This is a genomic window from Desulforamulus ruminis DSM 2154, from assembly GCF_000215085.1.
Classification (GTDB): Bacteria; Bacillota; Desulfotomaculia; order Desulfotomaculales; family Desulfotomaculaceae; genus Desulfotomaculum; species Desulfotomaculum ruminis.
This window is the reverse complement of the sequence record NC_015589.1, coordinates 2,319,946-2,341,802: the sequence shown is the minus strand read 5'-3', so window position 1 is coordinate 2,341,802 and position 21,857 is coordinate 2,319,946. Positions and strand designations below refer to the sequence as shown.

Sequence of the window (21,857 nt, the reverse complement as noted above, 5' to 3'; positions counted from 1 at the left end):
AATGTCGAAACAAGGACTTCTCATTGTCGTATCCGGTCCCTCCGGCGCCGGTAAGGGTACTCTATGCCAGGAACTGCTGAAAAGGAATGAAAATCTTTGTTTATCGGTTTCCTGCACCACCCGTGCACCCAGACCCGGTGAGCAGCATAAGGTAAATTATTTTTTTGTAGATAAGGAGGCATTCCGGCAGATGATAGAGGATGATCAACTGCTGGAATACGCCCAGGTTTATGACCATTTTTACGGCACGCCCAGAAATTATGTCATGGATAAGCTGGAACAAGGGCAGGATGTAATCCTGGAGATTGACATTCAAGGTGCCATGCAAATCAAACAAAAACATCCTCGTGGAATTTTAATCTTTGTGGTACCTCCCTGCCTGTCCGTTTTAAAAGACAGGCTGTTTAAGCGAGGAACCGATTCTGCGGAAACCATTGAAAAGCGTTTAAGGTGTGTTTGCGATGAACTGTCGAAAACCGGAAATTATGATTACCTGGTTGTCAATGATACGGTAGAGCATGTGGTGGAACAGGTGGATGCCATTATTAAAGCGGAAAAATGCCGTCCCCTGTGTTTTGACATGCAAAAATTTCTGGATTGCTAATGACAGACTAAAAAATTCGGTGGGGGTTCCTTTGCCATGATGAATAAACCTTCTTTAGATGAATTAATGAACAAGGTGGATAGCCGGTACACCCTGGTGGTGGCTGCCGCCAAGCGGGCCCGTTTACTTACAGAGGATGAAATGAAAACCAACCAGCCTTTACGCATAAAACCCGTAACCCTGGCCTTGGAAGAAATTTCAGACGGATATGTTAGCTACCGTCGAATTAAAACAGGGAGGTAACGGAGGTGCTGGGGGTGCTTGCGGGAAAAACCATTACCCTGGGGATTACCGGGGGAATCGCGGCCTATAAGGCGGCTGAGCTTGCCAGTTCCCTGGTTAAATCCGGAGCCGATGTGCATGTGGCTATGACTTCCTCGGCCTGTGAATTTATAACCCCGTTGACTTTTGAGACCTTGACCGGAAATCCTGTACACAAGGGGCTTTTCCAGGCCGGACCCGAGGGAGGGGTTTTACACATTGATCTGGCTCAGCGGGCCGATCTTTTGGTGATTGCCCCGGCAACCGCCAATATTATCGGTAAGACAGCCAACGGGATCGCCGATGATCTGGTGTCCACTTTGGCTGTAGCCGCCTCCTGCCCGGTGCTTTTCTGCCCAGCCATGAATGTGGTGATGTATGAAAACCCGCTGGTGCAAAGAAACATTGCCACTTTAATGGAAAATGGCTATCATTTTGTTGAGCCTGCCGAAGGCCGTTTGGCCTGTGGAGCGGTTGGCAAGGGCAGGTTAGCCGAGCTTGATGTGATATTGCATAGCATTACCAAACAGTTAACCCCCCAGGATCTGGCGGGGTTAATGGTTCTTGTGACAGCGGGACCTACCCGGGAGCCTCTGGATCCGGTTCGCTATTTAACCAACCGCAGTTCCGGTAAAATGGGTTACGCCCTAGCCAGGGCCGCGGCCCAGAGGGGCGCCAGGGTGGTTTTGGTCAGCGGGCCTACAGGCCTCACGCCGCCCCCGGAAGTACAACTTGTGCCGGTGGAAACCGCCCAAGAGATGTATGAACAGGTGCTTCAATATGGTTCCGGTGCGGCGGTGGTGATTAAAGCGGCGGCCGTGGCTGATTACCGTCCGCTTCAGCTCAGTGATCAAAAAATAAAGAAAAAAGATACGCAGCTAACAGTACAGTTGACCCAAAATCCCGATATTCTGGCAGAACTGGGACGCCGTAAAGCCCAGGGGCAAATCCTGGTGGGGTTTGCCGCGGAGACCTGTAACCTGCAGAAAAATGCCCTGGACAAACTTCACCGGAAAAACCTGGATCTGCTGGTAGCCAATGACGTAACCCTTCCCGGGGCCGGTTTCGATGGCGATACCAACCAGGTGCGCATTTTTGGAAGCCAAGGCCAAGAAGAATCCTTGCCCTTGATGAATAAGCATAAGGTAGCCCATGGTATCCTGGACCGAGTAAGCAGGCTTTATCACAGCCGGGTAGGAGGCTAATTTATGGCCTATGCAGAAGTGGCGGTGTCTCTTCCGGTGGGACTGGAGCAAACCTTTCATTACCGGGTACCGGAATCCCTAACCGGGGAGGCTGTCCAGTACAGCCGGGTGGAGGTGCCTTTTTCCGGAAGAACGGTTCAGGGATTTATTCTGGGATTTAGTACTCCTCCCCAATTAAAGCATTTGAAAGAAATAAAAAGAGTACTGGAAAAAGAACCTTTTTTAAATCATCATTTGTATGAACTGGCCCAGTGGATGGTGCAAAGATACCTTTGCAGTCTGGGAGATGCCCTGCAGTGTATTGCAGGATCACCGGTGGGACAGCAGAAGGCCGAAAGGAGCCGGGGACTGGTGGCTGCGGAGGAGGGATCCTGGGTGGGTTTGGCCAGAGCTCCCAAACAGAAACAAGCTCTGGAGGTGGCTCTGGCGAGGCCCGGACTCCGGAAATCCCAACTGGCCAAAACGGCCGGAGTATCCGTCGCGGTGATTGAGGCTTTGCTGGCCAAGGGCTTACTCCGGGAGGGACAAAGACCGGAGCCCGTTGCTTGGGAGCGGTTGGACCGGGAGTCATGGCCGGAACTTACCGCTGAACAGTCTTTGGCAGTGCATGAACTGACGGAAGCTTTACAAAATCCCGTACCTTCGGCCTGGTTGTTACATGGAGTTACCGGCAGCGGCAAAACCGAGGTTTATCTAAGAGCCATTGCTGAAACCCTTTCCATGGGGCGACAGGCCATTGTTCTGGTCCCGGAAATTTCTCTGACCCCCCAGATGGTGGAACGCTTCCAGTCCCGCTTCGGCAGTGCGGTGGCTGTGCTACATAGCGCCCTGTCCCAAGGGGAAAAATATGCTGAAAAGGCACGGATAAGAAATGGTCAGGCCACGGTGGTTTTAGGGGCCCGTTCGGCTGTTTTTGCCCCGGTGGCCAATTTGGGATTAATTATCATTGATGAAGAGCATGAATCTTCTTATAAACAGGAGGAAACGCCCAAGTATCATACCCGGGAAGTGGCTCTGCAGAGAGTGGCCCTAGCCAAAGGGGTTGTGCTTCTGGGAAGCGCCACCCCGGCCCTGGAAAGCTACTGCCGGGCCCGGCCCGGAGGCCCCTACCGGTTGCTGACCCTCAGCCGCAGGGTCGACCGGAAAACTCTTCCCCAGGTACAAATTATCGATTTAAAAAAGGAAATGGCCGAGGGAAACTTCAGCATTTTCAGCAGGCCGCTGGTAAGGGCCTTGGCCCGGCGTTTGGAACGGAATGAGAAAAGTATTCTTTTTCTAAACCGGCGGGGATTTGCCACTTTTGTGGTTTGCCGTCATTGCGGCCAGGTGATGCGCTGTCCCCACTGTGAAATTTCCCTGACCCTGCACAGTAACGGCCGGCTGCGCTGCCACTACTGCGGTTTTGGGGTTCGTTCCCCGGGTGTCTGCCCGGCATGCGGCAGCAAGACCATCCGGAGTTTCGGCGTAGGAACCCAGCGGGTGGAAGAGGAACTGCAGAAACTCTTTCCCGGCTGTGAGAGCATTCGTATGGATGCCGATACCACCTCCCGCAAGGGGTCGCACAAGAAACTGCTGGATCAATTCAGACAGGGTGGGGCTAAGGTACTGATCGGTACCCAGATGATTGCCAAAGGATTGGATATTCCCCAGGTAACCCTGGTGGGGGTGGTCAGTGCCGATTTATCCCTGCATATGCCGGATTTTCGTTCTGCTGAACGGACCTTTCAACTGTTAACGCAGGTGGCCGGACGTGCCGGAAGGGGAGAGATCGCCGGGGAAGTGATGATCCAAACCTACGACCCGGAGCATTACAGTATTACCACGGCGCAAAACCACGATTTTTTGACCTTTTATGCCAAGGAGATGACGGTTCGTCAAGCCCTGCGTTATCCTCCTTACAGTCATTTAATTCGCATTTTGTTTACCGGCCTGAATGAGGCCGATGTCATCGGCGCCGGCCAGTGGTGGCGGGACCGGCTGGTGAATGAAAATGGTGCGGCCAATTATCAGGGCATTGAAATACTGGGTCCTGCTCCGGCAGGCATTCCTAAAATAAAGGATCGCTACCGGTGGCAATTGATGATTAAAGGATCTGTCAGCAAAGAAATCCGTCAGATTACCCGGAGCGTTTTGGAACAGGCGGGCATACGATTTAAACAGGTGTCCGTAAGCATCGACGTAGACCCGGTCTAGTATAGATTGCATTCCTTTTTTAGCCTTATCCTGCATTTCTTTAGGGTCCTGTTGCTAGACTTATCCGGTCTTTCTCTCAGGTCCTGTATATCTTCTACAGGACCCACAAGTAATACCCATAAGTCTAACAACAAGACCCAGAAGGAATGCGTTTAAGGCTGGACCCCAAACAATGCTTGTAAGTCTAGCAACGAGACCTAAAAAAACTACCCCAAAGCTAGGAGGATTTTTCCATTGGCTGTTTATCAAGTTGTGGCGATTGGCGATGAGGTGCTAAGAGAGAAAGCGAAACCCGTTAAGGAGATAACGCCCAATATTCTGAAACTGCTGGATAATATGGCGGACACCCTGTATGCCGCCAAAGGGGTTGGCCTGGCCGCGCCCCAAATCGGGGTTTCCAAAAGGGTGATTGTGGTGGACATCGGCGAGGGCTTGATTGAATTGATCAATCCTCAAATCCTAGAGGCTGCCGGAAAAGCGGTGGATACCGAGGGCTGCCTCTCGGTACCCGGTATGGTGGGTGAAGTGGCCAGGGCCGAGCGGATTGTCCTGAAGGGGTTAAACCGTAAAGGGAAAGAGGTTACTTACCGCGTCCGGGGTTTACTGGCCAGGGTATTCCAGCATGAGCTGGATCACCTGGAAGGGATCGTTTTTGTTGATAAGGCTCAAAATTTACGTAAAGTGGAACAATAGGGTAAGGTGATCCAATCATGCGCATTGTATATATGGGAACCCCGGATTTTGCGGTGCCCTGCCTGAAGGCCATTGTCCAAGCCGGTCATCAGGTGGTGGGGGTTATTACCCAGCCGGACAAACCCAGGGGCAGGGGCAAACAGGTTCAGCCAACCCCTGTAAAGGCTGCCGCCCAAAGGATGAATTTGCCTCTTTGGCAGCCTCCCAGCATAAAAACAGAAGACTTTTTGCAAAAGATGCAGGAATTGGCCCCCCAGTGTATTGTGGTGGTGGCTTACGGTAAAATTTTGCCTCCTTCCTTGCTAAAATTACCCCCTCTTGGCTGCATCAATGTTCATGCTTCCTTATTGCCCCGTTATCGGGGGGCGGCCCCCATCCACTGGTCGGTGATCAACGGGGAAGTGGAAACCGGTGTGACCACCATGTTTATGGATGAGGGAATGGACACCGGCGACATGATTTTAAAGCGCAGGATCGCCATCGCCCCCGAAGACACCGTGGGTCTGATCCATGATCAACTGGCTCAAACGGGCGCCGCATTGCTGGTGGAGACCCTGGAGCAACTGGAACGAAACCAGGCGCCGAGAGTATCCCAGGACCCTGCTTTGGCTACCTACGCTCCCATGCTGCACAAGGAGCATGAGTTCATCCATTGGAACCGGACCGCCCGGGAAGTTCATAATCACGTCCGGGGCATGAACCCCTGGCCGGGGGCCTATACCACCTGGGAAGGCCGGGTATTAAAAATTTGGCGCACAGTGGTGGCGGAAGCGGCGGGAAAGAAGGAAAGTCCCGGCACGGTGTTAGCTTCCGGGTCCGAGGGAATACTGGTACAAACCGGGGACGGAGTGGTACTGATCAAAGAGCTGCAGCTTCAGGGAAGCAAGAAAATGGAGGCCCAGGCCTTTTTAAGAGGGAAACCCATTTTACCGGGTACTGTTTTTGGAAGTTAAGAAGGGATTGAAGGTCGTTGATTTCTCCGACACAAGCACAAACTCCCCAGGTTCGTAAAAGATTGTTTCTGGGTTTACTGGCAGCCAGTCTGGTTATTGTAGGGCTGCTGGTCTTTACGGTATGGTATCTGATCTACCACCCCATCACCCTGTTTCATCAGGTGGTGCTCATCGGTGTGGTTTCCTTGATTATCCTGGCCATCCTGCTGGTGGGCTTTGGCCTGGGCGGCATTGTGCTAACCATCTGGTTGGCCCAAACCATCAAACCCCTGCAGCCTCTGATGAGGGTGGCCATCGCCACCCTGTTTCCCTTTGCCATCGGTCTGGGCAGGATTTTTAAGATTGATGTGGATAAAATTAAATACTCCTTTATTGAAGTCAATAACGAACTGGTTCGCACCAGTCCCATTCATCTTCGACCGGAGCAGATTTTATTATTGGCTCCCCACTGCCTTCAGGAAACCAGTTGTTCTCATAAAGTGACCCATGATATTAATAACTGCCGGCGCTGCGGAAAATGTGCCATTAGCAGCCTGCTGGAACTCCGGGACCGCTATGGCGTCCGGGTGGGAGTAGCCACCGGCGGGACCCTGGCCCGGAAGCATGTCAAAGAGTACCGCCCCAAAGCCATTGTGGCCATTGCCTGTGAGCGAGATTTGGCCAGCGGCATCCAGGATTGCAGCCCCATTCCGGTCCTGGGAGTGTTAAATGAACGTCCTTTCGGCCCTTGTTTTAATACCCGGGTATCGGCGGATGGGGTGGGCAAAGCCATTGAGTTTTTTCTCCAGGGTAAAAGTGACGGGAAAGGAGAAGGGGAGTCAAGTTGAAAAATATTACCGCCAGGGAATTGGCCTTACAAATATTAAAAGCCGTTGAAGAAGAAGGGGCTTATGCCAATCTGGCTCTGAACAAATGGATGGAGCGGTATCAGCCCGGCAAATTGGATCGTGCTTTTGCTACGGAAATAACCTATGGCGTGCTGCGTAATTTAAACACCATTGACTGGGTCTTGGCTCATTTTTTAAAGCAGCCCCTGGCGGCCCAGACCGCCTGGATACGTAACATTTTAAGGATGGGCACCTACCAGATCCTGTTTATGCCCAGGGTCCCGGACTCCGCTGCCTGCAATGAATCCGTAGAACTGGCCAAGAAATACGGTCATGCCGGTGCGGCCAAATTTGTTAACGGGGTATTGCGCAATATCGCCCGGCAGCAGAACGATTTAGACTACCCGGACCCCGAGACCGACCCGGTGAATTATATCGCCCTGAAGCATTCTCACCCTACTTGGCTGGTGGAAAGATGGCTAAAGGAATTCGGCTTTGAACAAACCGTAGCCCTTTGTCAGGCCAATAACCGGCCGGCCTTGAATACCATACGGACCAACACGTTGAAAATAACCCGGCCGGATCTGATCCGCCGCCTGGCAGAGGAAGGGGTGGAGGCCCGGGAATCGCAATATGTGCCCGAGGGTTTGCATATCAACGGATTTTTATCCTATCGTTCTTTAGATTCCTTTAAGGAAGGGCTGTTTCAGGTTCAGGACGAGAGTTCCATGCTGGTGGCCCACGCCTTAAATCCCGCTTCCGGGGCCAAGGTGCTGGATGTGGCCTCCGCTCCCGGGGGGAAAACCACCCATGTGGCTCAACTCATGGGCGACTCCGGAGAAATTATCGCGGTGGACATTCATTCCCACAAGCTGGAACTGATTAAAGAAAACTGCGTCCGGCTGGGGATTACCTCCATTCATGGCCTGGTGGCGGATGCCAGAGATTTGCCGCAAAAATATTCCGGTTGGGCCGATTACGTACTGGTGGATGCCCCCTGCTCCGGCCTGGGAGTGCTGCGCCGCAGGCCGGATTCCCGCTGGCGAAGGGACCCCTGCCAATTGCCCGGGGTGGTCCGGCTGCAGAAGGATATTCTGCAGGCAGCGGGCAGGTGCCTGCGGCCCGGCGGGGTGTTGATTTACAGCACTTGCACCATCACCCGGGAAGAGAACCTGGGGGTGGTGGAGGACTTCCTGGCCGGCAACCCTGAATTTATTATGGGTGACCTGCGACAGGTGCTGCCCCCCGGGCTGGACCAAGAACCAACGGCGGAGAAGGGTTACCTGCAACTGCTGCCGCATATTCATGGGACGGACGGGTTTTTTATCGCTCGCCTGCGAAAAAAAGGATTTGAGTAAAAATGTGTAGAAGTAGCAACCTTAAAATAAACCTGAGAGACCTAACGCTGGCAGAGATGAAGGAATTGCTGCAGGGATTGGGGGAAAAGCCTTTTCGGGCGGAGCAGGTGTGCCGGTGGGTTTTGGCCGGTGGAGCCCGTTCCTTTGCTGAAATGACCAACCTTTCCAAGGAACTGCGGGCCAAACTGGCCGAAGTGGCGGTCATCAGCGGGACAACCGGCCTAGCCCGTCAGGTCTCTCGCCGGGGAGATACCGTTAAATATCTATTCGGCCTGGAAGACGGTCATGCGGTGGAAAGCGTGTTAATGAAACACTCCTATGGGCATTCAGCCTGTGTTTCCACCCAGGTGGGTTGCCGGATGGGCTGTCAGTTTTGTGCTTCCACCCTGGAGGGATTGGTACGGAACCTTTCCCCGGGTGAGATCTACGATCAGGTTTTGGGCATTCAACAGGACTCCGGGGAACGGGTCAGCCATATTGTGATCATGGGGGCCGGGGAGCCTTTGGATAACTTTGCCGCGGTGCTGAAATTTTTGGAGAACGTCCATGCTCCTTACGGTTTAAATATCGGTTATCGCCATATTACCCTGTCCACCTGCGGACTGGTGCCGCAGTTAAGGGAACTGGCCCGGAAAAAATTGCCCATCACCCTGGCGATATCCCTCCATGCCCCTACGGATGAACTTCGCAACCGTCTGGTGCCCATGAACCGCCGCTATCCCATCCAAGAATTGCTGACGGCCTGCCGGGAGTATATCGGCATGACCGGCAGACGGATTACCTTTGAATACGCCTTGCTGGCCGGCGTAAACGACGGGCCGGAACAGGCGCGGCAACTGTTGAAGCTGCTGCAGGGAATGTTGTGCCATGTGAATGTGATTCCTGCCAATCCCGTAGAAGGCCGGGGATTTACAAGAACACCGGCGGAAAAGGTGGAGGCCTTTCGCTCTATTTTGGAACGGGGTGGACTGAATGTGACGGTTCGCCGGGAATTAGGAGCCGATATTGATGCCGCCTGCGGACAACTGAGACGCAGATTTGAGAGTCGAGAAGTGAGACGTGAGAGGTTGGAAGAAAAAAGTTAATTTTACCCCTTCATCCTACCTCTAACTTCTCACCTCTCCCAGTCCATGTGGAGGTGATTTCCGTGCGATTATTTTCCGGCTTGGAAGACAGCTTAGAAAAGTACATTGAGGGTTTTTTCAAGGACAAGGTTAGTTCCGATGCCAAAGTGCAGCCTACGGACATTGCGAAAAAACTGGCACGGGCTATGCGGGACAAACGCAGGGTAAGTGTTTCCAACATCTATGTGCCAAACCGGTACACCGTTTCCCTGCATCCCTCGGACTATAAAATCATTGTTCCCATGGCTCCCTTGTTAGCCAGTGAAATGTCCGACTATCTGGTGCAAAAAGCGGAGGAAAAGAAGTTCACCCCGGTTGGACGGCCGCAAATTCATTTTGCCGAGGGGGAAGGCCTGGAACCGGGGGATATCTCCATTGAAAGTGACTTCAGCGTATCGGAAATGGAAGAAATGGGAATACCACAGGGGACAGAGGCAGAGGATGATTTTCAGGATACCAAAAATTATCAACCTCTGCGGGACACCGCGCCCATTCCCAAGCTAACCGCCGGTACTTCCGCTTCTCTTTATGTGGAGGAAGGGAATGACACAGGTGTGGAATTTCCCCTGGGCGACTTCCGCAATATTCTGGGGCGCAGGGATACCTGTGACATCGTATTATCCGACAACAGTATTTCCCGGCGCCACGCCCAGATTGAAAAAAACGCGGGACGTTATTGGATCAGCGATTTGAACAGCACCAACGGCACTTTTGTTAACGGATTGCCCATTGAGAAGCATGAACTTACCTCCGGGGATGCGATAACCATGGGCAATACCGTATTGATCTTTAAGGAGTTTTGATGTGTTAGCCCTGGGCATTACCATTTTAAGATATCTTTTTTTAATATTACTTTACCTGTTTATATTCCGGCTGACCGCCAGTATGATTCAAGAACTGAGGCAGGGGGCCTTGCGGGAACCCCAGAGGCCGTCCGTCCTGCCGCCTTCGCCGCCTGTTTTAAGCGGGGGTGACGGGGCTCAGTTAAAGGTGGTGGCTTCCGGAGAGGAAATGATCCGGACCGGTGAAGCCTTTCCCCTGGGTAATGTGACCCGGCTGGGACGGGGGCCGGGAAATCATATTGTTTTTACGGGAAGCTATGCCTCCCAGGACCATGCCCATATTCTTTTCCGGCAGGGACAATATTGGCTGGAAGATTTGGGAAGTTTAAACGATACCTGGCTGAATGAAGTTCAGGTAAAGCGTCCAACAGTGCTGGCCAATGGAGACAGAATTCGTATTGGCGATGTAATCTTTCGGTTTGTGAGGTGGGCCTATGAAATGGAGTCAGATGACGGATGTGGGACGAGTAAGGGCTACCAATGAGGATAGTCTGTGCGCCTGCCCGGAAATTGGTCTTTTTGCCGTTGCCGATGGCATGGGAGGCCACCAGGCCGGGGAGGTTGCCAGCATCACCGCGCTGAATTACTTTCAGGAAATTTTAAAAGAAAACCTTCATCAATGGAACGATGTGGCCGAGGGCTTGTTAAGAAGTCTGGCAGAAGTAAATTTAAGAGTATACCGTTTAGCTTTGGAAAACGAAGCGTATAAGGGAATGGGGACAACTCTGACCGCAGGTTTGTTTTTCGATCACGAAATGATCGTTGCCCATATTGGCGATTCCCGAGCTTACCTGATTCGCAATCAGGTTATGGAACAAATTACCGACGATCACTCCCTGGTGGGTGAAATGCTCCGGCGGGGGGGAATTACCCGGGACCAGGCCCAAAATCACCCCCAGCGCAATATTTTGACCCGGGCCCTGGGCACGGCGCCCCTGGCGGAATTTGACCTGTACCGGGTAAAGCTGCTGCCGGGAGATCTGATTCTTTTTTGTACAGACGGCCTGAGCAACCACTTGACGCCCGATGAAATAAAAGACCTCATTCTGGGGCAGCGGGACCTGGATCAGGCTCTGAACCGTCTGATGCAGGAAGCCCTGGGGCGCGGAGGCTTGGACAATATATCCATGGTGCTGGTCCGGGTGGACGATTAACGGAGGTGCTGCGGTTGAACGCAAACTTGCGCAAGGAAGAGCGAAAGCTGCTGTACTATGTTGCGGCCTATCTGGCTGTTGGGGTGCTGGCCCTTTACCTGGGCGATCCGGAACTGAACAGCGGCACCTATGAACTGGCTTTGAACAGCGGAGCCTCCTTGCCCTTCTGGTGGTTTGTGATTTTACTGAGCCTGGGCACCATGGTGGCTTTTTGGTTGATCAGCCTTTTCTGGCGTCTGGCAGGCTTTCAATGCGATCCTTTCCTGATGCCCATCACTGCGGCTTTGACCGCTTCCGGACTGGTCTTTTTGTTCCGGTTGCGGCCGCAATATGCCGAGCGGCAATTTGCCTGGCTGTTAATCGGATTGTTGGCGCTGCTGCTGGTCACCACCGTATTCAGGAAATTAGACGAGTTGGCTGACTACAAATATATTTATGTGGCCGCCGGCGTGGTTTTACTGATCCTACCCATTTTTTTCGGCAACGAACAGTACGGGGCCAGAAGCTGGTTAGACCTGGGGGCCTTTCAAATGCAGCCCTCGGAATTTGTTAAAGTACTGCTGGTACTTTTTTTGGCCAGTTTCCTGGCAGAAAACCGAAGAATGCTCACCACCGGCAGCCATCAACTGCTGGGGATTAATCTTCCGGGTATTCGCGAATTGGGACCTTTGGTGGCCATGTGGGGGGTTTCCCTGCTGATTCTGGTCTTTCAGAAGGATTTGGGCACCGCGCTGATTTATTTTTGCACCTTTCTGGCCATGATTTATGCGGCCACCGCAAGAATATTTTATGTACTGGTGGGTTTACTGCTGTTCTTTCTGGGAGGAACGGCGGCCTATCATATTTTTGATCACGTGCAGGCCCGGGTGGATATCTGGCTGAATCCCTGGCCCCTGATGGGCGGCAAGGGCTACCAAATTGTACAATCCTTATTTGCCTTAGGTTCCGGGGGGATTTTTGGCAGCGGTCTGGGGCAGGGGCTGCCCCAGTTGATTCCCGCCGTACACACGGATTTTATTTTTTCCGCCATTGGGGAGGAATTGGGGCTGCTGGGAGCCTGCGGGATTGTGATCCTTTACATGTGCCTGGTGTTCCGGGGTTTAATGATTGCCCTCTGGGCCGGCAATGATTTTTCCGCGCTGCTGGCTGCCGGATTTACCGCTTTAATGGGACTGCAAACCTTTATTATTATTGCCGGGGTAATTAAATTACTGCCCATGACCGGAGTAACCCTGCCCTTTATCAGCTACGGTGGAAGTTCTCTGGTGGCCAATCTGGTGGTGCTGGGGTTGCTGCTGAACATTTCCCACGAGGTAAACCAAGGAAATGAAAAACAATATTAAACAATTGGGATATTTTTTAGTATCCATCTTTGTGATCTTAATTTTATATTTATCCTATGTGGTGGTACAGCAGGGAGAAGCCTTGGCCACGCATCCCCAAAACCGCCGTTTGGCCGCGCGGGAGGCAGCCATCATCCGGGGAACCATTTTTGACCGGCAGGGAACCGTTCTGGCGGAAACCCAGTGGGACGGTCATCAGGGCAAGCGGGTATATCGCATGGAAGGAACGGTTTCCCCCTTTGCCCAGGTGATTGGCTATGTTTCAGACCGCTACGGGTCTGCCGGCCTGGAGGCCAGCTATGGCAAGGAATTGCTGGGTCTTACCGATGCCGATGCCATTGAAAATTTATTGGATAAAATTCTGAACCGCACCCCCCGGGGGAATGATCTGGTGTTAACCCTGGACGCCACCCTGCAAAAGGTGGCCCTGGAAGCCTTAAAGGGAAGAAAAGGGGCGGTGGTGGCTCTGGACCCCAGAGACGGGTCCATTCTGGCCATGGTCAGTTCCCCTGCTTATAATACCAACGCCATTGGCGACGCCAAGGTCTGGGATCAGCTAAACGGGGACGAACTTAACGCTCCTTTGTTAAACCGGGCCGCCCAGGGGGCTTATGCGCCGGGGTCGGTGATTAAGCTGGTGACCGGAGCGGGTTTGCTGGAGCAGCAGAAGATACAGCCCCAGGATACCATCCAGTGCCCCGGCTATACCATTGTGGATGGTTATAAAATGGTGGATAACCGGGCCCACGGTACGGTGGATTTTAATAAAGCCCTGGCCCTTTCCTGCAACACCTATTTTGCTCAGGGAGGAATGAAACTGGGGTGGAAGGGTTTTCTGGAACAGGCGGACCGCTTTGGGCTTACTGCTGCGCCGGAGATTGGCCTTCCGGTGCGGGCGGGAACGCTGGCGGCTGCAAAGCGGCAGACGCAAAGTCAGTTGGCGGAGACCTCCTTCGGGCAGGGCGATACCCTGATCAGCCCCCTGCACATGGCCATGGTGGGTTCAGCCATTGCCCATCAGGGGATGATCATGAAGCCCTATCTGGTCCAAGCGGTTCGAAAACCCGATGGAACGCCGGTCCGGTCTATGGAACCGGCCCAGTGGTTAAGGGCCACCACGCCGGAAGTGGCCGCACAGATTACCCAGGGTATGATTTCCTCTGTGGAGTGGGGTACCGCTACGGCTGCCGCTATCCCGGGAGTTAAAGTGGCAGGGAAGACCGGTACGGCGGAGACCAAATCCGAGAAGGATCCCAACAGCCTGCCCCATGCCTGGTTTGTTGGTTTTGCTCCCGCAGACCAGCCAAGCATTGCCCTGGCCGTGGTGGTTGAAAAAGCAGGTTCCGGTGCTGTGGTGGCGGCTCCTATTGCCAGGGAAGTCATGGCCGCGGCCCTGAAGTCAAGATAGTATATCCCATAATCGTTGAAACCTGAGAGGCTTTTAAGGCAGTAGTAAGAGGAGTGAGACAGAGATGATTGGCAAACTACTGGGCAACCGTTATGAAATACTGGAACAATTGGGTGGCGGAGGGATGGCCCTGGTTTGGAAGGGGAAGGATACCTTTCTGAACAGGCTGGTCACCATTAAGGTATTGAGGCCCGAATATGCCAGTGACGAGGACTTTGTTCGCCGGTTTCGCCGAGAAGCCCAGGCGGTGGCCAGCTTGTCCCACCCCAATATCGTCAGCATATACGATGTCGGACAAGAAAACGGCGCCCATTACCTGGTAATGGAGTATGTGGATGGGGAGAGCTTAAAGGACCTGATCCGGCGGGAAGCCCCCTTGTCGCCCGCCAGGGCGGCGCAACTGGGGCGTCAGATTGCCGAAGCCCTGGAACATGCCCATGAGAACAGCATTATTCACCGGGATGTAAAGCCTCATAATATATTGATCACCCGGAGCGGCCGGGCCAAACTGACCGATTTCGGCATTGCCCAGGCCAGCGCGGCCACGGTCACCCATACGGATGCCATTGTCGGTTCTGTCCATTACATCTCACCGGAACAGGCCAAGGGAGAGCCGGCCGGCCCTAAATCGGATATTTACTCCCTGGGAGTGGCCCTTTTCGAGATGCTTACCGGCCAAGTGCCCTATCAGGGAGACGGCGCCATTGGCGTGGCCATGAAGCATATCCAGGAGCAGCCTCCTTCTCTGCGGGAGATTAATCCCGAAATTCCGGAAGATTTAGAGAAGGTTGTTCTGCGGGCCATGGATAAAATTCCCGAAAGACGGCATAAAAGTGCCAGGGCCCTGGGAGACGACTTAATCTCCATCAGCGAGGAAACCAGATCTCTGAAACCTTTTTTTCAAGCAGAAGACGAAATGACCAGGATATTACCCCTTCCCACTGCCATAAAAGAGGAGAAACCTGCACGGCCTGCGGAAGCCGCCGCAGGGAGCCGACGAAAGATGACGCCCGCAGCCAAAGGGCTGCTGGCCCTGCTGGTGCTGGTCCTGATCCTGGGTTTGGCCTTTGCTTTTAATTCCTATTTAAATGTAGGAGAGGTTAAGGTTCCTCCGGTAGCGGGCATGGACGTTGACGATGCCCAGGAAACCTTGAAGCAGGCCGGTTTGACCAACATTGTGGTGACCAAGCAGGCCCACAATACCGTTGAAAAAGATATGGTTATCTCCCAGGACCCCGGCGCCAACCAGATTGTCAAGAAGAGCCGCCAGGTGTCGCTGTTGGTCAGCACCGGTCCGGAATTGACGGTGGTTCCGGATGTTCTCGGCTTTCCCTTAGATCAGGCCAAGATCACCTTGGAAAATGAACAGTTTGAAGTGGTTGAGCTGGAAGCAGTTTACAGTGAGACGGTGGAAGCGGGGAATGTCGCTGTTCAGGAACCCAAGGGCAAAAGCAAGGCAGGACGCGGCAGCACCGTGGAGCTGCGTCTCAGTAAAGGGCCTAAGCCCGAAGTGAAAAAAGTACCTGATTTGACCGGCCTGACCCAGGAAGCGGCCAGGGCGAAGCTGGCCGAACAGGGATTGGAGCTGCATGAAGAGATTGGTCAGGTCCCAAGCAATGATTACCTGACCGGTCATGTTGTTTCCCAGGATCCCGTCCCGGAAGCCGAGGTGGAGCAGGGCAGCAAGGTCAAAGTGACTTTAAGTGCCGGTCCGGGGCCGGCCGCCAGGGATGTTGACATAGAGGTGAAGGTGCCTGATGACGGCCGCAGCCATCAGGTTAAAATTCAAATTGAAGACGCTCAGGGCGTCAACGATGTGTATGTTAAAACCCATTCGCCCGGGGACTATGTGTCCGAGAAATTTCGCTATTATGGCAAGGGCTATGTAAGAGTATATATTGACGGCACCCTTGTGAAAAACCAAGCCATTCAATAAAGTTCCGTCCGTCCGAGGAGAGGATAATGTGTTTGAAGGGGTCTTGATCAAGGCCTACGGAGGATTTTACTATGTGAAAAAAGGCGAGGAAATCTGGGAATGTTCCCTGAGGGGCAAGTTTCGCCTGGGAAAAAACGCGGCAGCCCTGGTGGGAGACCGGGTCAAAGTAACTCCTGTACGGGAAAAAACCGGACGTATTGATGAAGTTCTGCCCAGAGCCACCGAGCTGTTTCGTCCGGCGGTGGCCAATGTGGAGCAGGCGGTCCTGGTTTTTGCGGTGCAGAATCCCGAGCCCAACCTTACTCTGTTGGACCGTTTCCTGGTGCTGGCCGAAAGCGCCGGCATCCAACCGCTGATTTGTTTAAACAAGATCGACTTGCTCAGCGGGCGGAGGGAACACCACTGGTTAAAGCTGTACCGCAGGATTGGCTATCCCACCGTAACCGCCAGCAGCAAAACCGGGGAAGGCGTTGAAGCCCTGCGTCAACTGCTCACGGGCAGCACTTCGGTTTTTGCCGGTCCTTCGGGAGTGGGCAAATCCAGCCTGCTGAATGCGGTGCAGCCGGGATGGCAGTTAAAAACCGGGGAGATTAGCCATAAGTTAAAAAGAGGCAAGCATACAACCCGGCATGTGGAGCTGCTGGTTCTGCCCTCAGGGGGTTACGTGGTAGACAGCCCGGGTTTTTCCAGTCTTGATCTGCCTGAAATGGAACGGGAGGAGCTCAGCCGCTATTTTCCCGAGATGGAGAATTTTACGGAGGATTGTAAATTTAAAGGATGTTTGCATAACCAGGAGCCCCAGTGCGGGGTAAAAAAGGCGGTGGAACAGGGAGCAATCCATAAAGAACGGTACCAAAATTACCTATCCTTCTTACAAGAGGTTATGCAGCAAGAGAGGAGATACTAAATTTTATGGTTAAAATTGCCCCATCAATTCTTTCAGCAGATTTTGCCAATTTGGCACGGTCGGTGGCAATGGTGGAACGGGCCGGTGCGGACTATCTGCATATTGATGTGATGGACGGACATTTTGTACCCAATATTACCATCGGGCCATTGGTTGTCCGGGCCCTGCGCCCCCATAGCAAAATGTTTTTTGACGTGCATCTAATGATTGAAAATCCGGATCGTTACCTTGCGGATTTTGTTCAGGCCGGTGCGGATCTGATTTGCGTACATGCCGAGGCCTGTACCCACCTGCACCGCTGCGTAAGTCAGATAAAGGAAATGGGAATCAAGGCGGGGGTTTCTTTAAATCCCCATACCCCCTTAGAAGCTTTAGAATATGTTTTACCTATGCTGGACCTGGTTCTAATCATGACGGTGAATCCCGGATTTGGCGGACAAAAGTTTATTCCGGAAGTGGTTCCCAAGATTGAAAGCCTGTCCCGGATGATTCAAGAACGGGGCTTGTCTGTGGAAATCGAGGTGGACGGCGGCATCAATAAGGAAACCGCCGGACAGGTAGCCCGGGCCGGAGCCGGCGTTCTGGTAGCGGGGTCCGCCATCTTCAGAGCGGATGATCCGGCTCAAGCGATGGAGGATATTCGCAGGGCGGCGGAGCGGGGCTAGGCTTGGGGGATTCCTTGGGGGTCTAGCCTTTGGGGTATTCCTCGAGGGTCCCGTTGTTCGCCTCAAGGGTGTTTCTTAAGGGTCCCGTCGTTCGTATCGGGGCACTGCTCCAAAGCACAACCCACAAAGATTGCGGAGTACTGCGTGAAAACAAATAACGGGACCCCGGGGAATGCCTTTAAGGCGAACAACAGGACCTCAAAGGAATACCCGATAGGCGAAAGAGCCCCAAAGAATATCGTCATAGGTTAAAAGGAGGTGACCGAGATGGCCCTTTGGAAATGCCAAAAATGCGGTTCAACCAAAGAGGGACGCTGTCGTCCGCAGAAATGTGCCTGTGGGGCGACCAAAGAAGATTTTGTGAAGGACGAAGCAAAGGCTTAAGGTTATTTGGTGAAGTCCGGCTGTCAGTCATCGGCTTTGGGTTTTAAGGGATTGACAGTATTTTTGTATTAAAAAATCCGATAGCCGATGAACCGACAGCCAATAGCAAACCTAATGACTTTCTTCCGCAGCTTTATTCAGCATATCGGCGGTTAGGCGCAGGGTGGCTACAGTGTTTGTGATCAATATTTCATAAAGCATGATGGGCAGCACGTCCTGAAGGGTGGCGCCCACTTCACCGGATCGTACTTTTTGGGCTACAATATCGCCGGCCCGGTTTAAGCTGTGGTTTACCAGCGTCATGATTTCATCCTGATGCTCCTGAATAAATTTGTCCACGTCAACGGTCATCTGTAACACGTCCTTTCGTCTTGCTTTCTAACTGTTAAAGGATAAATCTTGATAAAGTTTTCTTTATTATAACCCCTGGCTGAAAGTTATTCCAGGAGAAACATTTTTTAGATTTGCTTATACACCGTCTGAAAAGTTTGTGATATAATATACAATTATTAAGGGACGAGCCCACTATAAAATGCAGGAGGGATAGTTGTGAATCTACTAATTATGGGACCCCCTGGTGCAGGTAAAGGGACCCAGGCTGAAGTTCTGGTAAAGGAATTAAGCATTACCCATATTTCCACCGGCGATATGTTCCGTGCCGCCATTAAAGAAGGCACCGAAATGGGCAAAAAAGCAAAAGAATACATGGACAAGGGCGCTCTGGTTCCCGATGAAGTGGTCATCGGTATGGTGAAAGATCGTTTGTCCCAGCCCGACTGTCAGAAAGGTTTTCTGCTGGATGGTTTTCCCCGTACTGTAGAGCAGGCTGCCGCTTTGGATGCAACCCTGCAGGACATGGGTATCAAGCTGGATAGCGTCATTAATATTGAAGTTCCCCTGGACAAGCTGATGGCCCGTTTAACCGGCCGCCGGGTTTGCAAAGCCTGTGGCGCTTCCTACCACGTGCTGTTTAATCCCCCTCAGGCAGAAGGCAAGTGTAACTCCTGCCCGGGCGAATTATACCAGCGTACCGACGACAACGAGGAATCCGTTGGCACCCGTCTGAACGCCTACATTGAAAAGACCCAGCCCCTGATTGATTACTATGCCGCGAAAGGGATTCTAAAGAGCATCGACGGCGATCAGGAGATCAATAAAGTACTGGCTGATATTATGGCGGCTGTAAAATAAATCCTAAAGGGCTGATGCAAAAAGAACCCCAAAAGGTTCGGGATGCGCAGCCCTTTACTTTCTAAAAAATAATAGAACACCGATTGAACGGATGACACGGATTTACGCGGATTTTATTTAAAGATTTAAAAATCCGTGTTTTATTCTTTTACAGGATTAATTTTAAACATGAAAGCAGAGAGGAAAATATGACTGATAAAACCATACCCTATGCGGATTATGCCATTATTGGCGGATCGTCCACCTTTTCCATTTCCTTTCCCGAGGATTTAAGCCACCCGGATGTGGAGGTTCTGGGACAGGAGTTGGTCTTTGCCACCCCTTACGGACCCAGTCCCGCATTTAAACTGTTTTTGCTGGGTGAAAAAAGAGTATTGACTCTGAAGATGCACGGATGGCGTGAAGGATTCAGCCGTGCGGATGCTTCCAGACAGATTTTTTGGGTTTTTCGGGAAGCCGGGGTAAAAAAAATCATGGCCGAGGGCGGGGTTGGCTCCATCAATCATCTGCTAAAACCCAGAGACCTGCTGGTGCCCAGCGACTATTTGGATTTTTCCTTACGTAAGGATGTTTCCCTGGGCAGTCCTTATCTCTTGACCATGCGTCGCCCGGTATGCCCGGACATGGTCTCGGAATTGGTCACCGCAGCGGAAGAAACGGCCTTGGGCCGGGTTTTTGACCGGGGGATTTATGCGGTTACAGACGGGCGTCACTTTGAAAGCCCGGCGGAAGTCGCCATGCTGTCCAGGGCAGGGGCGGATATTGTAGGACAGAGCATGTGTCCAGAGGTGTATCTGTCCAGGGAGATTGGGGCCTGCTATGCCCGCATCGATATGGTGGTCAATTATGCCGAGGGAGTGGTAAAAGATTGGGAACACCGGGAACTGGCCGAGATTTTTTATGGTGAATCCCAGAGAATCGGCAATATCCTTTTGAGCGCTCTGGCCAGGATCGGCATCCGGGAGGAGTGTCCCTGTGCCCAGCTCCGGAAACCAACCCTGCTAAAACAGAAAGAGGATTAGTGTGTAAAATATTGACAGGACCGCCTTTGTAATCCTGAAACGAGACAAGGATGGCTTAATTTGTTGGGTTAAAGCAAGAAGCGAATCAATAAAAAAACCCCAAGACCTGAAGTGCACCCCAAATGTTGGAGAAAAAAACTAACACTTGGAGGTGCACTTTTCTAATGACAAAATACAGCGATGAGTTTCAGCTTAGGCTTGTAATGGAAGTCGAATCAGGACAATCCATAACTGTTGTAGCAAGAGCACATGGTATTCCCAAAAAGAACTTACAGCGATGGGTTTCAATTTATGAACATGGTGGTATTGAACAACTGTTATTAAAAAAACAGCATTACTCACAAGAATTTAAGATCTCCGCTATTGAATATCGCTGGCAGCATCACTTATCCTATAGACAAGCAGCTGCCGAATTAGAAATTCCTAACGAAGGTACTCTGTATCAATGGGAAAAGCGATATTTAGAAATGGGTTCGGCAGGTCTGCAAGCCACCAAGAAAGGCAGGCCCCCTAAAATGCCAAAGAAATCTGAGAAACTTAAGCGGAATCTGACTAGAGAGCAAGAGCTGGAAGCTGAAAATGCTCAGTTACGCATGGAGAATGCTTACCTAAAAAAATTAAATGCCTTAGTTCAGGAAAGAATCGCCCGCGAAAGTGGGAAAAAGCGGCTGCCATCAACGAACTAAGGCAGGAATTTAACCTGATGGCATTACTCAAGTTTGCCAGCCTGCCCCGGAGTACCTTCTACTACTATCTAAAAGCTATGGACAGGCCTGATAAATACGAAGAAATCAAAGCTGTAATCCAAGAAATATACCACGCTCATAAAGGCAGATACGGCTACCGGAGAATCACCCTTGAACTGCATAATAGAGGGTACCGTATTAACCATAAGACGGTCTTAAAGCTGATGGGGCAATGCAACATCAAGTGCCAGGTGCGAATACGCAAGTATCGCGCCTATAAAAAAAAGTTGGGTAAAGTAGCCCCCAATATTCTGCAACGTGATTTCAAGGCAGATAAACCGAATCAGAAATGGGTTACTGACATTACTGAGTTCTCCCTATTTGGAACAAAGCTGTACCTCTCTCCGATCCTTGATTTATTTAACGGAGAAATCATCAGCTACAACATATCAGACAGGCCGACCTTCCATCAGATAATAGATATGCTGGATAAGGCATTCTCAAAGATTCCTGACAACACAAACCTTATCTTCCATTCAGATCAGGGCTGGCAGTACCAGATGAGAAACTATCAAAATAGGCTTAACAAAAAAGGAATTATCCAGAGCATGTCACGCAAGGGTAACTGCTTAGATAATTCAGTAATGGAGAACTTTTTTGGTCTTTTAAAATCAGAATTACTCTATCTTCAAGACTTCGATTCAGTAGAACATTTCCGAAAGGAGCTCGAAGATTACATAGATTACTATAATAATCAAAGGATTAAGTGCAAACTGAAAGGACTGAGTCCTGTTCAATACAGGATCCAGTCCTCCAGAGTTGCTTAATTATCTGTCCAACATTTCGGGTTCAGTTCAACCTTTAGAAATGGGTCTTGGGGTTTTTTATTTGCGGACAAAAGTTCGCATGCAGAGAACATTGTCAATAAATTGAACAATGAAATGAAAAATAAATTATTATAAAAAACTAACATTTTATTTTGGCAGGGAAGGATTTTTCGGCGGATTGTGGAATATGTTGTTTCGTAGAAATTTTTAATCAACTTTACATTAAACAATCGTTGGGAGGTGGTCAAAGGACTGACAGGTGGGAAGGAAGGGA

At 51.6% G+C, this 21,857-nt stretch carries 22 protein-coding genes; 21 read left to right on the top strand and 1 reads right to left on the bottom strand.

Features of this window, described 5'->3' with window-relative positions; genetic code table 11:
* Position 1 precedes the first annotated feature (1 nt).
* From gmk to DESRU_RS21645, 18 genes are all read left to right on the top strand, one after another.
* Positions 2-604 (top strand): guanylate kinase, encoded by a 603-nt coding sequence (gene gmk, locus DESRU_RS11705; protein WP_013842319.1) that lies wholly within the window; start codon positions 2-4, stop codon positions 602-604.
* Between the two features lie 36 nt (positions 605-640).
* Positions 641-847, top strand: a complete 207-nt coding sequence (gene rpoZ, locus DESRU_RS11700; RefSeq protein ID WP_013842318.1) for a DNA-directed RNA polymerase subunit omega — start codon at positions 641-643, stop codon at positions 845-847.
* A 14-nt stretch (positions 848-861) separates the two neighbouring features.
* Positions 862-2,070 carry a bifunctional phosphopantothenoylcysteine decarboxylase/phosphopantothenate--cysteine ligase CoaBC gene (gene coaBC / locus DESRU_RS11695; RefSeq protein WP_041275746.1) on the top strand — a complete coding sequence of 403 codons (1,209 nt, stop codon included), beginning with the start codon at positions 862-864 and terminating at the stop codon, positions 2,068-2,070.
* 3 nt (positions 2,071-2,073) lie between these two features.
* Complete coding sequence (gene priA, locus DESRU_RS11690; protein ID WP_013842316.1) at positions 2,074-4,263, top strand: replication restart helicase PriA; 2,190 nt, start codon at positions 2,074-2,076, stop codon at positions 4,261-4,263.
* 234 nt (positions 4,264-4,497) lie between these two features.
* Positions 4,498-4,956 carry a peptide deformylase gene (gene def, locus DESRU_RS11685; RefSeq protein ID WP_013842315.1) on the top strand — a complete coding sequence of 153 codons (459 nt, stop codon included), beginning with the start codon at positions 4,498-4,500 and terminating at the stop codon, positions 4,954-4,956.
* 17 nt (positions 4,957-4,973) lie between these two features.
* Positions 4,974-5,909 carry a methionyl-tRNA formyltransferase gene (gene fmt, locus DESRU_RS11680; protein WP_013842314.1) on the top strand — a complete coding sequence of 312 codons (936 nt, stop codon included), beginning with the start codon at positions 4,974-4,976 and terminating at the stop codon, positions 5,907-5,909.
* A 17-nt stretch (positions 5,910-5,926) separates the two neighbouring features.
* Entirely contained in the window at positions 5,927-6,736 is an 810-nt protein-coding gene (locus tag DESRU_RS11675; protein ID WP_013842313.1) for a DUF116 domain-containing protein, read from the top strand.
* On the top strand, positions 6,733-8,094 hold the full coding sequence (rsmB, locus tag DESRU_RS11670) for a 16S rRNA (cytosine(967)-C(5))-methyltransferase RsmB (RefSeq protein WP_013842312.1): 1,362 nt from the start codon (positions 6,733-6,735) through the stop codon (positions 8,092-8,094). Before DESRU_RS11675 ends, rsmB begins: the two co-directional genes overlap by 4 nt.
* A 2-nt stretch (positions 8,095-8,096) precedes the next feature.
* Positions 8,097-9,179, top strand: a complete 1,083-nt coding sequence (rlmN, locus tag DESRU_RS11665) for a dual-specificity RNA methyltransferase RlmN (RefSeq protein WP_013842311.1) — start codon at positions 8,097-8,099, stop codon at positions 9,177-9,179.
* A gap of 62 nt (positions 9,180-9,241) precedes the next feature.
* On the top strand, positions 9,242-10,021 hold the full coding sequence (locus DESRU_RS11660; protein ID WP_013842310.1) for an FhaA domain-containing protein: 780 nt from the start codon (positions 9,242-9,244) through the stop codon (positions 10,019-10,021).
* A 1-nt stretch (position 10,022) separates the two neighbouring features.
* The gene (locus DESRU_RS11655; protein WP_013842309.1) at positions 10,023-10,544 is read left to right on the top strand and encodes an FHA domain-containing protein; all 522 of its coding nucleotides are present in this window, start codon (positions 10,023-10,025) and stop codon (positions 10,542-10,544) included.
* Entirely contained in the window at positions 10,495-11,214 is a 720-nt protein-coding gene (locus DESRU_RS11650) for a Stp1/IreP family PP2C-type Ser/Thr phosphatase (protein ID WP_013842308.1), read from the top strand. The genes DESRU_RS11655 and DESRU_RS11650 overlap by 50 nt, the downstream gene beginning before the upstream one ends.
* 14 nt (positions 11,215-11,228) lie before the next feature.
* On the top strand, positions 11,229-12,557 hold the full coding sequence (locus tag DESRU_RS11645) for an FtsW/RodA/SpoVE family cell cycle protein (protein WP_013842307.1): 1,329 nt from the start codon (positions 11,229-11,231) through the stop codon (positions 12,555-12,557).
* Positions 12,541-13,965, top strand: coding sequence for a peptidoglycan D,D-transpeptidase FtsI family protein (locus DESRU_RS11640; protein WP_013842306.1), 1,425 nt, complete (start codon positions 12,541-12,543; stop codon positions 13,963-13,965). The genes DESRU_RS11645 and DESRU_RS11640 overlap by 17 nt, the downstream gene beginning before the upstream one ends.
* Before the next feature lie 64 nt (positions 13,966-14,029).
* Positions 14,030-15,901, top strand: a complete 1,872-nt coding sequence (gene pknB, locus DESRU_RS11635) for a Stk1 family PASTA domain-containing Ser/Thr kinase (protein WP_013842305.1) — start codon at positions 14,030-14,032, stop codon at positions 15,899-15,901.
* Between the two features lie 28 nt (positions 15,902-15,929).
* A complete protein-coding gene (gene rsgA / locus DESRU_RS11630; protein ID WP_013842304.1) occupies positions 15,930-16,808 on the top strand; it encodes a ribosome small subunit-dependent GTPase A in 879 nt (292 codons plus the stop codon).
* Positions 16,809-16,813: 5 nt separating this feature from the next.
* Positions 16,814-17,473: a ribulose-phosphate 3-epimerase gene (gene rpe, locus DESRU_RS11625; protein WP_013842303.1), complete on the top strand. Its 660-nt coding sequence runs from the start codon at positions 16,814-16,816 to the stop codon at positions 17,471-17,473.
* A gap of 267 nt (positions 17,474-17,740) precedes the next feature.
* On the top strand, positions 17,741-17,857 hold the full coding sequence (locus DESRU_RS21645; RefSeq protein ID WP_013842302.1) for an RCKP-type rubredoxin-like domain-containing protein: 117 nt from the start codon (positions 17,741-17,743) through the stop codon (positions 17,855-17,857).
* Positions 17,858-17,968: 111 nt separating this feature from the next.
* Here the strand turns inward: DESRU_RS21645 and DESRU_RS11620 are convergent, their stop codons facing one another.
* Complete coding sequence (locus DESRU_RS11620) at positions 17,969-18,208, bottom strand: hypothetical protein (RefSeq protein WP_013842301.1); 240 nt, start codon at positions 18,206-18,208, stop codon at positions 17,969-17,971.
* 198 nt (positions 18,209-18,406) lie between these two features.
* Between DESRU_RS11620 and DESRU_RS11615 the strand changes: the two genes are divergently transcribed.
* From DESRU_RS11615 to DESRU_RS20275, 3 genes are all read left to right on the top strand, one after another.
* The gene (locus DESRU_RS11615) at positions 18,407-19,048 is read left to right on the top strand and encodes an adenylate kinase (protein WP_013842300.1); all 642 of its coding nucleotides are present in this window, start codon (positions 18,407-18,409) and stop codon (positions 19,046-19,048) included.
* A gap of 188 nt (positions 19,049-19,236) precedes the next feature.
* Positions 19,237-20,070 (top strand): MTAP family purine nucleoside phosphorylase, encoded by an 834-nt coding sequence (locus DESRU_RS11610; RefSeq protein ID WP_013842299.1) that lies wholly within the window; start codon positions 19,237-19,239, stop codon positions 20,068-20,070.
* Positions 20,071-20,234: 164 nt separating this feature from the next.
* Positions 20,235-21,583, top strand: a protein-coding gene (locus DESRU_RS20275) for an IS3 family transposase (protein ID WP_143758727.1) whose coding sequence is annotated in 2 segments (ribosomal slippage) — positions 20,235-20,688 and positions 20,688-21,583 — 1,350 coding nt in all. Because the reading frame shifts where the segments join, the coding sequence is not laid out codon by codon here.
* Positions 21,584-21,857 lie beyond the last annotated feature (274 nt).